The organism is Flaviaestuariibacter amylovorans, from assembly GCF_039541815.1.
In the GTDB taxonomy this organism is placed as follows: Bacteria; Bacteroidota; Bacteroidia; order Chitinophagales; family Chitinophagaceae; genus Flavisolibacter; species Flavisolibacter amylovorans.
The window spans coordinates 217,567-230,736 of the sequence record NZ_BAABGY010000002.1 but is presented as its reverse complement, the minus strand read 5'-3'; the positions used below and the strand labels follow the sequence as shown (position 1 = coordinate 230,736).

The following is a 13,170-nucleotide window of genomic DNA, read 5'->3' as shown; positions in this document are numbered from 1 at the left end:
AAAAAAGTGGATATGGCGCGGGGTGGCACGCGGAAGACGCGGAACACGCTGAATCATTTAGTGCGGGAAGCCGCTCTATTGAACCGGCTTTTCCTTTCGTGCGGGTGCCCCGGAACGAGCTTTCCGGCTAAAAATTGAAGCGGTCTTTGAGGGCAGTCGCACTTATAAAACGCGGAAAAGGGAGGGTCTAATAGAGTGGCTAACGAAGCTGGCTGGGAGGTCTATGCCGCTTGTATTCTCTTTTTGTTTTCCGCGTTTTATCAAATGACTTTCACCGAAAGAAAGGTAGCATGAATAAGAAAACCAGCCCACCAAGCCGCAGCACCTTGAGGATGCTGCAAACCGAAGTAAGCCATCTTAGTAAAGAAATATTTTTCCGCGTTTTCCGCGCTTTCCGCGTGCCACCTCCCAACTTTGCGGCCGAATCCCACCATTATGCGTTCTTTCCTCGCTTCCCTGCTGGCCCTGCTGCTGTTCGCGGGCTGCTCGCCCAATAACGTCACCACCGACGAATCGCTCGCCAAATTCTTTACCGACGCCAAAGTGGACGGCTGCTTCGCCCTCATGGACAATACCAACGGGGAGTTCACTGTGCACAACCTGACGCGCTTCCGCGACTCGGCTTACCTGCCCGCCTCCACCTTCAAGATCGTCAACTCCCTCGTCGGCCTGCAGACCGGCAAGATCACCAACGACTCGATGGTCATCCGCTGGGACGGCGTGGACCGTGGCCGCCCCGAGTGCAACCGCGACATGACGATGTACGATGCCTTCCGCATCTCCTGCCCGGCCTGGTACGGAGAGCTCGCCCGCCGCATCGGCCGCGACACGATGCAGCACTGGCTCGACTCGCTGTCCTACGGCAACCGCAAGATCTCGAAGATCGATACCTTCTGGCTCGACAACTCGCTCAAGGTGCGCCCCGACGAGGAGCTGGGCCTTGTGAAGCGCCTGTACTTCAACCAGCTGCCCTTCTTCAAGACCAACCAGGAGATCGTGAAGCGCGCGATGCTGTTCGAGAATACGCCCCAGTACAAGCTAAGCTACAAGACCGGCTGGGGCCACCGCGAGAACGGCCGCTCCATTGCCTGGATCGTGGGCTGGGTGGAGGAGAACAACCGTCCCTATTTCTTCGTCATGAACCTCGAGGCCGACCCTTCCCGCGCTGACCTCGCCACCATACGCCTCTCGATGCTCAAAGGCATCCTGAAGCACCTGGGCTTCCTGGAAGGAAAGAAGTAATGTGCTAATGTGTTGATGTGCTAATGTGCTGATCAGCTCAAAAAACAGCGAGCTCCCTATTTGGGAGCTTTTTTGTTGGCGTTGCCTTGGCCACGTCGCCTCAGGCGAAGTCAAGGTATCCCTCGACAAGCTCGGGGTAATAAGGGCAAATCGAAAACCCATAGCTGAAGCTATGGGCTGGTACATTTCGAAAACCCACGGCTGAAGCCGTGGGCTGGTTGGTCGCCACCAACCTTCCTGAACCATTCTGAACCCTCCTGAACCTTATTAGCACATCAGCACATTCACACATTAGCAAATTAATTGCTGGCCTGATATTTACATTTACGGCACGGATGACCCTTCCCTTCGACATCGAGTTCGGACGCCCCGAGGCCCTATACCTGCTGGCGCTGGTGCCCCTGCTGGCCCTGGCCTGGTGGAGCTATCGCCGCTGGCAGCGCCGCCGCATCGCGGGCCTTGGCGACGCCGCCCTCATCGCGCGGATGATGCCCGGGCGCAGCCCGCACCGCGCCGCCACGCGCTTCTTCCTGGGTCTGTTGGCCTTTGCCCTCGGCATCCTGGCACTTGCCAACCCGCGCCGGCCCGCCGCCGGCGATCCGGAGCTCCGCACCGGCATCGACCAGGTGTTCGCCCTCGACGTCAGTAATTCGATGCTCGCCAGCGACGTGGCGCCCAACCGCCTCCAGGCCGCCAAAGACCTGCTCAAAAGCCTCATCCGCCAGCGCCGCAACGACCGCGTAGCCCTGGTCGTCTTTGCCGGCCATGCCTACGCGCAACTCCCCCTCACCTACGACCACAGCGCCGCCGAACTCTTCATCGACGCCGCCAACCCCGGCCAGCTGCCCGCGCAGGGCACCGCCGTGGGCGAAGCGCTCGACCAGTGCCGCGAGCTGTTCGGCATCGAGAACACCGGCCGCTACCGCACCGTGCTCCTGCTCACCGACGGCGAAACGCACGACGACAAAGCCCTCGAATCGGCCAAAGCACTCACTGACCGCGGCGTGCTGATCAACACGGTGGGCATCGGCTCGCCCGGCGGCACTACGCTCATCGATCCCAAGACGAAAACGCTCAAGAAGGACGAGTCCGGCAATACGGTGGTTTCCCGCCTCAACCAGGAGCTGCTCCAGAACATCGCTTCGGTAGGCAAAGGACAATATCTCCTCCTCAGCGACCGGGCCGCCGCCCAGAGCGCCCTGCTGGCGGCCGTGGCCAACGTCAAGAGCGCCCCGCTCGTAGACAAGGCCAACCTCAGCTACGACCCCTTTTACCACTGGCTCCTGCTGCCGATGCTCGTCCTGCTCGTGCTACAGGGCCTCCTTCCCGAACGAAAAAAGGTAGCCGCATGAAATGGCTCTCCACCCTTTTGCTGGCGCTGACCGCTAGCACAGCCGCCGCCCAGGCCGACGAGGTGAAGCGCGGAAACGACTTTTACCGCGAAGGCAATTACGCGGCCGCCGAGCAGCTCTACCGGCGCGCGGGCGACAACCTCACCACGAAGTACAACCTCGCCAACGCGCTCATCAAGCAGAACCGCTTCGACGAAGCCCTGGCCGTGCTGGCGCCGCTCACCACCCAGACCGAAGACCGCGCCCTGCAGGAGAAAGCCTGGTACAATACCGGCGTGGTATACACGAAGCAAAAGGCCCTGGAGCAAAGCATCGACGCCTACAAATCGGCGCTCCGGATCGACCCGGCCGACAAAGAGGCCCGCGACAACCTGCAAAAAGCCCTGCTGGAGCTCAAAAAGCAAAGCGGCGGCGGAGGCGGCGGCGCTAAAATGAACAATTCGGAGGCCGACAAAAAGCTTGAGCAACTCAAAGACAAGGAGCGCAAGCTCCAGCAAAGCAAGCAGCAGCCCGGCGGCGGCAACAACCCCTCGAAGGATTGGTAGGGTTTAATTTGCTAATGGGTTAATGTGCTGATGTGCTAATCAATGCCAGGTCATTCCGGTCCCTTATGTCACCTTGAAAATCCATTGCTTCCCCGGCAGGCCCGGGGTAACAAACAGGAATGGCGCTCTCTCCGCCAACTTTCCAAAACCTGTTCTTCATTATCCCATCACCCCATTCTCCCATTACCCCATTCTCCCATTACCCCATTAGCACATTACCCCATTAGCACATTAGTCTACCTTTGCCACACTCCTATGCAGTATTATACCGAAAGCCTGACTTCCTATAAGCGCCTCCGTACCCGCGCCGTGCGCATCGGCGATCTCTGGATCGGCGGCGACCACCCGATCCGGGTACAGACGATGACCACCACCGACACGATGGACACCCTGGCCACCGTGGAGCAGACGATCCGCTGCATCGAGGCGGGCGCTGAGCTCGTGCGCATCACCGCTCCCTCAAAAAAGGAAGCCGAGAACCTGCAGGCCATCAAGGACGAACTCCGCCGCCGCGGCTATACCACGCCGCTCGTTGCCGACATCCACTTCACGCCCAACGCCGCCGAGATCGCCGCGCGCATCGTGGAGAAAGTGCGGGTGAACCCGGGCAACTACGTCGACAAGAAAAAGTTCGAGCACATCGAATACACCGATGCGGAATATGCCGAGGAGATCGACCGCATCCGAGAGCGCTTCACGCCGCTCGTGCGCATCTGCCGCGAGCACGGCACCGCCATGCGCATCGGTACCAACCACGGCTCCCTCTCCGACCGCATCCTGAGCCGGTACGGCGATACGCCGATGGGCATGGTGGAAAGCGCCATGGAGTTCCTCCGCATCGCGCGCAGCGAAGACTACCACGGGATCGTGCTCTCAATGAAATCGAGCAACCCGCAGGTGATGGTGCAGGCCTACCGCCTCCTCATCCGGCAGATGCAGCAGGAGTTCGGCGAGTGCTACCCGCTGCACCTCGGCGTGACCGAGGCCGGCGACGGCGAAGACGGCCGCATCAAGAGCGCCATCGGCATCGGCGCCCTCCTCGAAGACGGCATCGGCGATACCATCCGCGTGTCGCTGACCGAAGACCCCGAGCTCGAGATCCCGGTGTGCAGGGACCTGGTAAAAAGATACCACCCCACCCCGTCCCTTCCCGGGGGGGAGGGAGACCTTTCTCCCGAAGCGGGTACTCCTCCCCCTCCCGGGGGAGGCTGGGAGGGGGTGTTCTCCCCGTATGCATACAAGCGCCGCACTTCGTTTGCCGTTTCCAACATCGGCGGCGGACAGGTACCCGTGGTGATAGCAGACCTCTCCAAGCTACCCGTCATCACGCCTGCCGACCTGAAGCACATTGGGTATACCTACAACGAAGCCACCGACAAGTGGACGATCGCCGACACCGCTGCCGACTACGTATTTACCGGCCACCTGTCCGTACCCTTTGCATTGCCCGGCACCCTGAAAGTGATCCAGTATCCCGCCACCTGGGAGCTCACCATCGAGCAACACGGCATCGAAGCCGAGAACCCGCTCGAAAAATACTTTCCCATCTTCGACGACGCTGGCTTCGCCGGCGCGATGGCGAAAAGCCGCGAGCTCAACTTCGTGATGGTGGACGCCTACAGTAGTCCTACGGATCCCGCGACGCACCTCGAAGCGCTCGCCAACGATCCCTCCGTAGTGCTTTGTCTGAGCAGCACCAACAAGAACGCGATGCAGTCGGTGCGCCGCCTCGTGATTGAGCTCGACCAGCGCGGCGTCCGCAACCCGGTTGTGCTCATCACCGACAGCAACTGGCAGACCGCCGACGAGCACCTCGTGCACTTCGGCGTGGAAGCCGGCGCCCTCCTGCTCGACGGCATCGGCGACGGCATCTGCCTCGGCATGACGCCCGCCGCCTACGCGCAGTTCGACCAATATAACACGCTCTCCGGCCGCCGCTACAGCACGGGGGCCGACCGCGCCGAGCGCTTCCTTAACAGCACCGCCTTCTCTATCCTGCAGGCCACCCGCACCCGCATCTCCAAAACAGAATACATCTCCTGCCCGAGCTGTGGCCGCACCCTCTTCGACCTGCAGGAAACGACGGCGAAGATCCGCGCCGTCACTCATCATTTGAAGGGCGTCAAGATCGCCATCATGGGCTGCATCGTGAACGGTCCCGGCGAGATGGCCGACGCCGACTTCGGATATGTGGGCTCCGGGCCGGGCAAGATCACGCTGTACAAGGGCAAGGAAGTGGTGAAGCGCAATGTACCCTCTGAAGTGGCGGTAGAGGAGCTCATCGGGCTGCTGAAAGCCAACGGCGCCTGGGTGGAGCCGGCGGTGCTGGCGTGAGAACGGCAATCGGGAATCGGCAAACGGCAATAACGATCCCGAAGGTCAGGTGCGATTCCCGGTTCCCGATTGCCGATTCACGTTATGAAACGAACCTACTGGACCCTCTTCTACGTTGCCGCCCTCGCCGTGGACCTCGTGATCCTCTATGTGGGTGATGTGAGCCTGCGCCCCTACAGCAAATCGGCGCTGATGCCGCTGCTCATGGGCATGGTGCTGCATGCGGGGCCGCGGGGCGCTTCGGCGCTCAAGGTGCTGCTGCTGGCTGCACTCTTCTTTTCCTGGGCCGGCGATGCGCTGCTGCTCTTCGAGCCGGAGGGCCCGGAATTCTTCATGGCGGGCCTCGGCGCCTTCCTGGTGGCCCAGGTGGCCTACAGCGTCGCGCTGGGCAAGCTGCGTATCCGCAAGGGCGTTCGCTTCCGGCTCGTGGGGCTGGTGCCCGTGATCGCCTTCTATGTATGCCTGATCGGCCTGCTGTGGGACCATCTCGGCGCGCTCCGCACGCCCGTGCTCGTTTATGGCGCCGTGATCAGCACGATGCTGGCAATGGCCGTACAGCTCGTGCCCCTCAAGAACCGCAAGTCCGCCGCCCTCCTTTTTGGAGGCGCCCTCCTCTTCGTTGCCTCCGACACGGTGCTGGCCCTGCAGAAATTCTACTGGAAGACACCTTCCCCCCACTACGGGCTCCTCATTATGAGTACCTACGGGCTCGCGCAGCTGTTCCTGACCCTCGGCCTCCTCAACCACAGCGCCCCCGTGCCGGTGCCGCAAAAAAGCGAGCAGGCCCGCAGGATGGAGCTGCTCAATTAGCCCCCTGTACCGGCCCCCTGTCCCCCGAGGGGGGAACTCAGGTGGATCCTACTTTCCGGTAGCAAGTTTTTCCAAAGCACCGTGAGAAAGGTATCCTTGTGACAATCTCTTTTTATATGTTGCCATGAGTCGGGGCCACTTAATTGGCCAACGCCTATTTTGGGCTTTATTCTTTGAGAAAAGATGGAAAACATAAATGAAAGAACCAACCTAGGTTCCCCCTTCGGGGGACAGGGGGCCGGCGCCGGCGCCGGGGCCGACTTCCTCGTGATCGGCTCCGGGATCGCCGGGCTTACCTATGCCCTGAAGATCGCCCAACACTTTCCCGACCGCAAGGTGACGATCATCACCAAGGCGGCAGCGGATGAAACCAATACCAAGTACGCACAGGGCGGCATCGCCGTGGTGAACGACCTGGAGAACGACTCGTTCCAGAAGCATATCGACGACACGCTCATCGCCGGCGATGGCCTCTGCGATCCCGCGATCGTGGAACTGGTGGTGAAGGAGGGACCCGCACGCGTGCAGGAGATCATCGACTGGGGCGCGCAGTTCGACAAGGATGCCGAAGGCTCCTACAAGCTGGGGCGCGAGGGCGGCCATTCCGAGGACCGCATCCTCCACCACAAGGACGTGACCGGCAGAGAGATGGAGCGCGCGCTGCTCACCGCCGTCGAGAATACGCCCAATATCACCATCATCAAGCACTGCTTCGTGGTCGACATCATCACGCAGCACCACCTCGGCTTCCTGGTCACCAAATCGACGCCCGACATCTCCTGCTATGGCGTGTACGTGCTCAACATGGAGACAAACCGCATCGAGAAGGTGTTGTCGCAGGTAACGCTGCTGGCCACCGGCGGCAACGGGCAGGTATACCGCACCACTACAAACCCCTTTATCGCCACCGGCGACGGCGTGGCGATGGTGTACCGCGCCAAGGGCCGCATCGAGAACATGGAGTTCATCCAGTTTCACCCCACGGCCCTGTACGAAGCGGGGCGCCGCGGCCAGGCCTTCCTCATCACCGAGGCCGTGCGCGGCGACGGCGGCATCCTGCGCAACAGCAAGGGCGAGGCTTTCATGGAGCGCTACGACGAGCGCCGCGACCTCGCCCCGCGCGACATCGTGGCCCGCGCCATCGACAACGAGATGAAGATCGGCGGTACCGAGCACGTATGGCTCGATTGCCGCCATATGAACCAGCAGCAGTTCCGCGAGCACTTCCCGAACATCTACGAGAAATGCCTGTCGCTCGGCATCGACGTGGCGATGCAGATGATCCCGGTGGCGCCGGCAGCGCACTACAGCTGCGGCGGCATCAAGACCGACGCCTGGGGCCGCTCCTCCATCGCCAACCTGTATGCCTGCGGCGAGTGCGCCTCCACCGGCCTGCACGGCGCCAACCGCCTGGCGAGCAACTCCCTGCTCGAGGCGATGGTCTTTGCCCACCGCTGCTATCTCGATGCCGCCCGCCGCTTCGACACGCCTGGCTCCCTGCCCGAGATCCCCGACTGGAACGCAACCGGTGTGGCCGAGCCGAAAGAGATGATCCTGATCACACAAAGCCTGAAAGAGCTGCAGCAGGTAATGAGCGACTACGTAGGCATCGTACGCAATACGGTGCGCCTCGAGCGGGCGATGAAGCGCATCGACCTGCTCTTCGAAGAAACGGAGGAGCTGTACCGCAACACCACGGTGTCGCCGCACCTGCTCGAATTGCGTAACCTGATCACCGTCGGTTACCTGATCACAAAAGGAGCTTCGTTCCGGCGGGAGAGCCGCGGGCTGCATTACAATACCGACTTCCCCGAGCGCTCGGAGTTGCTGCAGAATATCGTGCTGTAAGGTTTCAAGGCTTTGCAAAAATTATTGAGTCCTGCCTGCGGCAGGACTTTTTCACGCGGCGGCGCGGCGGAGAGCGACGCGGAGATAGCAACAAATCGCCATCAGGCCGTAGATCTTAACGCAATACTGCATGAATTACAGCAGGGAAGTTTTTAAAGTAGTGTCGAAAAAACAACCGTGCAAGAACAAATAATCCGCCGCGCCGCCCGTCGTCGCGTCGCTGCGTGATTAAGTGAGCGCAGCGAGCCAAACGGAATTTTGACTGTTGCCTTTTGATTTTCTCCCCACCTTTGCAGCCGGATGTATTACCTCCTTTTCGGATTCCTGTACCTGCTGTCGCTGCTGCCCATGCGGGTGCTGTACCTGTTATCGGACGTTGCGTACTTTATCGTGTACCGGCTGATGGGCTACCGGAAGGAGGTGGTGATGGGCAACCTCGCCATCGCCTTCCCGCAGAAATCAGAGGCCGAGCGCATCGCCATCGCCAAAAAGTTCTACCGCAACTTCACCGATACGTTCATCGAAACCATCAAGTTCATCTCGGCGCCCCCCTCGTTTTTCGACAAGCGCTTCAGCGCCGACTTCCGGCAGGTGCACGAGGTGTATAAAGACGGCCGCTCCATCCAGTTTCACCTCGGCCACAACTTCAATTGGGAGCTCGCCAACCTGGCCGTGCCCAAGTACCTGCCCGACCAGCTGCACGGCGTTTACCTGACCATCAACGCAAAACCCATAGACCGCCTCTTCCGCTACATCCGCGGGCGCTTCGGCACCTACCTCATCCCGGCCAACCGCATGCGCGAAGAGATGCTGCGCCTGCGCGACCAGCAGTACATCCTCGGCCTCATCGCCGACCAGAGCCCCTCGATCCCGCACAAGGCTCACTGGACGATGTTCTTCGGCCGCCCCACGGCCTTTCTGAAGCAGCCGGAGGCAGCGGCGCGCCGGAACGACCTGCCGGTGTTCTTCGCCCACTTTACAAAACCACGGCGCGGCCATTACGTGTGCCATGCCGAGCTCGCGGCCGCGCATCCCGCCGAATTACCCGAAGGCGCCCTTACCAGGCAGTACGCCCAATACCTCGAGCGCGTGATGACCGAGCAGCCCGAGCTATGGCTCTGGAGCCACCGCCGATGGAAATACGAGCACCATCCGCATTGGCCACTCCTGTGATATTGGATCTGAGATCTCAGATCTGAGATCCTAGATCTGGAGGGTATCCGTAGAAGTACGAGCAAAAAAAAGTCCCCTGTGGAAACAGGAGACGTAACGATTGCTTGCTATATGAATTCGTTGTTTCTTTCTTCGGGATGCCGGTCCTTGCCGGTCACAGTGCTAAAGTACAGCAGCCCTATCGCAGCCCGCAACCATGTTTGCACGCTTTTCACGATGGCAAAGTGTGGCAGAGCCGCGTAAAAGCCGCTACAGGAGCGGCTTCAAGGCGAGCATAACACCCGATGCCCAACGCCGCAAGGGCTTCCGGAGATGCGGATGAAGCCGCAAAAAATAGGGATGAGCTGAGGGCAGGCCAAAACCCGGAAGACCGGTGCCGTGCTGTTGCGCAGCTCGCCTACCGGCACCCGCCGTACACGAAAAAAGCAGGCGGTTGCCTGCTTTTCGATGAGTTGTTTGCGCGGATCAGTTGAGCACGCTCTTTTCCTTCTCCGTAGGAATACGCTCTTCCTTCTTGATGGCGTTCCAGCCGCCGAGCACGTTGCGCAGGTTGTGCAGCCCCTGGCGCTTCATGAGCGATGCGGCGATGACGCTGCGGTAACCGCCCTGGCAGTGCACGTAGAGGTTCTGCTCCTCTTCGAACTGCGCTACATAGGCGAGGTCGGTCATCTCGTTGAGCGGCACGTTCACGGCTTCCTTCACATGGCCTTCGGCAAACTCTGCCGGCTTGCGCACGTCAACCACCACGAGGTTCTCGTCGAAGGGAAGGTCCATGGCCAGCTCGTCCGTATCCACGTCGATAATCATATCCATAGCCTCGCCGGAGGCCTGCCAGGCAGCGAAGCCTCCCTGCACAACGCCGATCACATTCTGGAAGCCGACGCGGGCGAGGCGCACAAGCGATTCGCGCTCCTTGCCTTCGGGCGTGACCAGGATCATCGGTGCATCGTAGGGCAGCAGGGAGCCGGCCCACTCCGCGAAGCGGCCTTCGAGGCCCACGAAAATGGAGCCGGGGATGAAGCCGCCGGTGAACTCGGAGGCATGCCTCGTGTCGAGCACCAGGGCGTCCTGCCCCAGCGCAGCCTTCACGTCGGCTACCGAAAGCGGCGTCAGTCCCTTGGCCAGCACGGAGTCGAGCGATTCGTAGCCTTCCTTGTTGATGCGGGCGTTGATCGGGAAATATTGGGGCGGTGCGGCGAGCCCTTCCGTTACGGCCTGTACGAACTGGGCGCGGGTCTGGGGCTGCAGCGCGTAATTGCTTTGCTTCTGGGTGCCGATGGTGCTGAAGGTTTCGGGGCCGAGGCTTTTGCCGCAGGCGGAGCCGGGGCCGTGCGCCGGGTACACGATCACGTCGTCGGGGCGCGGGAGGATGTGCTTGTGCAGGCTGTCGTAGAGCATGCCGGCGAGGTCTTCCATCGTGAGGTCGGAGCCTTTTTGCGCGAGGTCGGGGCGGCCCACGTCGCCCACGAAGAGCGTGTCGCCGGTGAAGAGGCAATGCTCTCTTCCATCGGCATCCTTCAGGAGGTAGCAGGTCGACTCGAGGGTGTGGCCGGGCGTGTGCAGCACGGTGAGGGTGATGTCGCCGAGGGAGAATACTTCGCCGTCTTTCGCGATGTGCACGGGCAGCTTCGTTTCGGTATCGGGTCCGTATACGATGGTAGCGCCGGTAGCCGCCGCCAGGTCGATGTGCCCGGAAACGAAGTCGGCGTGAAAGTGCGTTTCGAAGATGTATCGGATGGAGGCGCCGCGCTCGGTGGCGAGCTGGAGGTAAGCATCGATATCGCGCAGCGGGTCCACGATGGCGGCCTGGCCGTTGCTTTCGATATAATAGGCCGCCTCGCTGAGGCAGCCCGTATAGAGTTGTTGGATATACATGTCCGGTCCTTTGCGCAAAGGTACGTGCTGCGAAAGCGCCACCCTGCTGATCCTCGTCAATTGATTGTCATCCCGGGCTTGGGGAGGCCGTTCGACAAGCTCACGGTGACAGGTGCTGTTGTCATCCTGAGCCAGTCGAAGGACGGCGAAGGATTATTTTAACAGTTGCTGCGCAAACCCGTGTACCTGGGTAAGGCGCTCTTCGTTCACCGAGTAGTAGATGAACTTGCCTTCGCGGTTCGTTTGCACGAAGCCGGCCTTGCGCAGGATGGCGAGGTGCTGGGAAGCTACGGACTGCTCGAGGCGCAGCTTTACGTAGATCTCGGTAACGGTGATCTCCCCCCGCTGCTGAATGAGCTTGAGGATCTGCTGGCGCAGTTTATGGTTGATAGCCCGCAGGACCAGGGCCGCTTTCTTCAGGGTCAGCACATCGATCTTCAGCTCAGTTTCTCCTTTCGCGGGCTTTTCCAGTAAAAGTTCGCTCATATAATGATTCGTGTTAATTCTAATATTTTACAAATGTATAAAGCAGATCCGTAAAAAACGATAGTGCGTCATTATTCCTCAAATTCGGACCACCGGCGGGCGTTGCGGCGTGTAAAATTCCTTTCCGTACAAGGGTTCGCCGTAGGCGAGGTCCATAAAGCGCCCCGCCGAAAAAGCCCTTTCGGCGAGCGCCACCGCATGCCGCGCGGCATAGTCCACTACCTGAAAATGGGCATTCGGGTGCGGCACAAGCCCTTGCCATTTCGGAGCACCGTTGCCGAAAAAGGTCACGGGTCCGGCCTCGAGCAGGTCGGAAAAACAGTGCTCGTCGAGCACAAGGGCCTGCACGGGGCGTACTTCATTACCCGCATGGTCATATACTGCCGTGAAAACTTCCATCCGCCGGGCGTCGATCATCGGGCACAGAAGCCCTTCCACAGCACCGGCAGCCGCGGCCATTACTTCCAAGGTAGGGAGCGCGATGAGCGGGCGGCCGAGCGCGTAGCAAAGTCCTTTGGCCGTGGCGAGCCCTACACGAAGGCCGGTATAGGAGCCCGGGCCGGCGGTGACGGACACCGCATCCAGATCGGAAAGGGAGCGGCCGGCTTCCTGCACCAGGTCGCGGATGGCCACCTGGATCCAGGCGGCGGAGTCGCGCGGACCGTCGAAGCGCTTTTCGCCCAGCAGGGCGCTGCCTTCCGAGAGGGCCACGGAGGCGCCGGCGACGGCAGTGTCGAGGTGCAGCAGGATTGGCATGGCGGCAAATATAGGCGGACTGGATATTAGTTTATTAGTTTATTTGTCTATTGGGGTATTGGTTTATTGGTTTATTGGTTTATTGGTTTATTGGTTTATTGGTCTATTGGTAAAATGCGGTCGATGCCGGGCTGGCTTGTTTGGACCGGTTTATCTACGAGCGCGAAAGACCGATCCGGCTTCCGGTGAAACGAAGTACTGCCGAAGACCTTTCTTCCAAGTACACCCGACTCTGCTGAAATGCGCGCACCGACTTTGCCCTACCTACTGCAGCCGAACAGGAAGCTACTGTTTCTGAGTGCCCTTCTGTTTCTTTTCACCAACGGCCTCCGGGCGCAAACGCAGGCAGACAGAGCGGCCATCGCCGTTGCTGCCCTTCGTACCCATCCGCACAGCCGGATCCTCGTCGACTCCGCGCAAACCCTCGACCTGCTGGATTGCTTCCCTTCTCTTTTTACCAGGCTGGGCATCAACGCAACCGATTCGGCAAGGATCGTCAGCAAAACCCGAAAAAAAACAGGATTCAGCTGGAAGCAGATCCGGCTCCGGGGCATCGAAGTAATTTCTTATGCAGCCGCGAAACCCTTTCCCTACCGGAACCGGGTAGCACTATCTGAGCCTGTGTTCCGCAACAAAACCGGAGCCTTCATCCTGTTGGATACGAACGGTGGCGGACAGGTCTTCTACCTGGAGAAAAAAGGGCGCTGGAGGATAGCCGGCACTTATTGCTACCACTATTACTGAGGCCG

Annotated in this window: 11 protein-coding genes; 8 read left to right on the top strand and 3 right to left on the bottom strand. The window is 60.4% G+C overall.

All coding sequences use genetic code 11. The features are described from left to right. Positions 1-435 precede the first annotated feature (435 nt). The 7 genes from ABD937_RS03370 (at position 436) to ABD937_RS03340 (ending at position 9,304) form a co-directional block, all read left to right on the top strand. Positions 436-1,242: a penicillin-binding transpeptidase domain-containing protein gene (locus tag ABD937_RS03370; RefSeq protein WP_345253393.1), complete on the top strand. Its 807-nt coding sequence runs from the start codon at positions 436-438 to the stop codon at positions 1,240-1,242. Positions 1,243-1,577: 335 nt separating this feature from the next. After that, positions 1,578-2,594: a vWA domain-containing protein gene (locus ABD937_RS03365; protein WP_345253391.1), complete on the top strand. Its 1,017-nt coding sequence runs from the start codon at positions 1,578-1,580 to the stop codon at positions 2,592-2,594. Further along, positions 2,591-3,139: a tetratricopeptide repeat protein gene (locus ABD937_RS03360; RefSeq protein ID WP_345253389.1), complete on the top strand. Its 549-nt coding sequence runs from the start codon at positions 2,591-2,593 to the stop codon at positions 3,137-3,139. The genes ABD937_RS03365 and ABD937_RS03360 overlap by 4 nt, the downstream gene beginning before the upstream one ends. A 255-nt stretch (positions 3,140-3,394) precedes the next feature. Further along, the gene (gene ispG, locus ABD937_RS03355) at positions 3,395-5,473 is read left to right on the top strand and encodes a (E)-4-hydroxy-3-methylbut-2-enyl-diphosphate synthase (RefSeq protein ID WP_345253387.1); all 2,079 of its coding nucleotides are present in this window, start codon (positions 3,395-3,397) and stop codon (positions 5,471-5,473) included. An 84-nt stretch (positions 5,474-5,557) separates the two neighbouring features. Further along, positions 5,558-6,283 carry a lysoplasmalogenase gene (locus ABD937_RS03350; RefSeq protein ID WP_345253385.1) on the top strand — a complete coding sequence of 242 codons (726 nt, stop codon included), beginning with the start codon at positions 5,558-5,560 and terminating at the stop codon, positions 6,281-6,283. A 183-nt stretch (positions 6,284-6,466) separates the two neighbouring features. After that, positions 6,467-8,131, top strand: a complete 1,665-nt coding sequence (gene nadB / locus ABD937_RS03345; protein ID WP_345253383.1) for an L-aspartate oxidase — start codon at positions 6,467-6,469, stop codon at positions 8,129-8,131. A gap of 300 nt (positions 8,132-8,431) precedes the next feature. Continuing rightward, entirely contained in the window at positions 8,432-9,304 is an 873-nt protein-coding gene (locus ABD937_RS03340; protein WP_345253381.1) for a lysophospholipid acyltransferase family protein, read from the top strand. Positions 9,305-9,769: 465 nt separating this feature from the next. Here ABD937_RS03340 and ABD937_RS03335 read toward each other — a convergent pair whose 3' ends face one another. The 3 genes from ABD937_RS03335 to tsaB form a co-directional block, all read right to left on the bottom strand. Next, on the bottom strand, positions 9,770-11,179 hold the full coding sequence (locus ABD937_RS03335) for an MBL fold metallo-hydrolase (protein WP_345253379.1): 1,410 nt from the start codon (positions 11,177-11,179) through the stop codon (positions 9,770-9,772). Positions 11,180-11,332: 153 nt separating this feature from the next. Then, positions 11,333-11,665, bottom strand: a complete 333-nt coding sequence (locus ABD937_RS03330) for an ArsR/SmtB family transcription factor (RefSeq protein ID WP_345253377.1) — start codon at positions 11,663-11,665, stop codon at positions 11,333-11,335. 78 nt (positions 11,666-11,743) lie between these two features. Beyond that, positions 11,744-12,421: a tRNA (adenosine(37)-N6)-threonylcarbamoyltransferase complex dimerization subunit type 1 TsaB gene (gene tsaB / locus ABD937_RS03325; protein ID WP_345253375.1), complete on the bottom strand. Its 678-nt coding sequence runs from the start codon at positions 12,419-12,421 to the stop codon at positions 11,744-11,746. A gap of 255 nt (positions 12,422-12,676) precedes the next feature. Here tsaB and ABD937_RS03320 point away from each other — a divergent pair, with 255 nt between their 5' ends. Continuing rightward, positions 12,677-13,165, top strand: coding sequence for a hypothetical protein (locus ABD937_RS03320; RefSeq protein WP_345253373.1), 489 nt, complete (start codon positions 12,677-12,679; stop codon positions 13,163-13,165). The last annotated feature ends 5 nt before the right edge of the window (positions 13,166-13,170 follow it).